This window comes from Streptomyces doebereineriae (genome assembly GCF_031845645.1).
In the GTDB taxonomy this organism is placed as follows: Bacteria; Actinomycetota; Actinomycetes; order Streptomycetales; family Streptomycetaceae; genus Streptomyces; species Streptomyces canus.
This window is the reverse complement of sequence record NZ_JAVREZ010000352.1, coordinates 1-441: the sequence shown is the minus strand read 5'-3', so window position 1 is coordinate 441 and position 441 is coordinate 1. Positions and strand designations below refer to the sequence as shown.

The following is a 441-nucleotide window of genomic DNA, read 5'->3' as shown; positions in this document are numbered from 1 at the left end:
TCTGACGACTGCCTCGTACTGCTTGGGTGCTATGTCGCGCAACACTTTCAGGCCGTCGGTTTCGGCGAGCGGGCAAACCACGTTGACCCGGATCCGGTCGACGCCCCATTCCAGTGCCGCCACCTTGGACATGCCGCGAATGGCTTCCTTGGCGCCGGCGTACGCGCCGAATGAATGCGTGCCTACCGTGCCCGCGGCCGAGCCGAGGTTGACGATTGATCCACCGCCGCCCTTGATCCTGACGGGGTGAATCGCCTGCAGCAGGCGAAAGGGTGCCCGTGGCCCGGTGTCGTGGACCCGCTCGTACTCATCCGCGGGGATGTCGACGAACGGTATCGGTCCGGAGCTGGCCACGGCATTGTTGACCAATCCGTCCACCGTTCCGAAGGCGTCGAGCGCCGCGTCGACGATGCGCTGGGCGCTGTCAGCGTCACGTAGGTC

General features: G+C 65.8%; 1 protein-coding gene. It reads right to left on the bottom strand.

Going from position 1 to position 441, the window contains the following annotated elements; genetic code table 11:
• On the bottom strand, nt 1-441 hold a 441-nt coding region (locus RNB18_RS52255), incomplete at both ends, for an SDR family NAD(P)-dependent oxidoreductase (protein ID WP_311721085.1).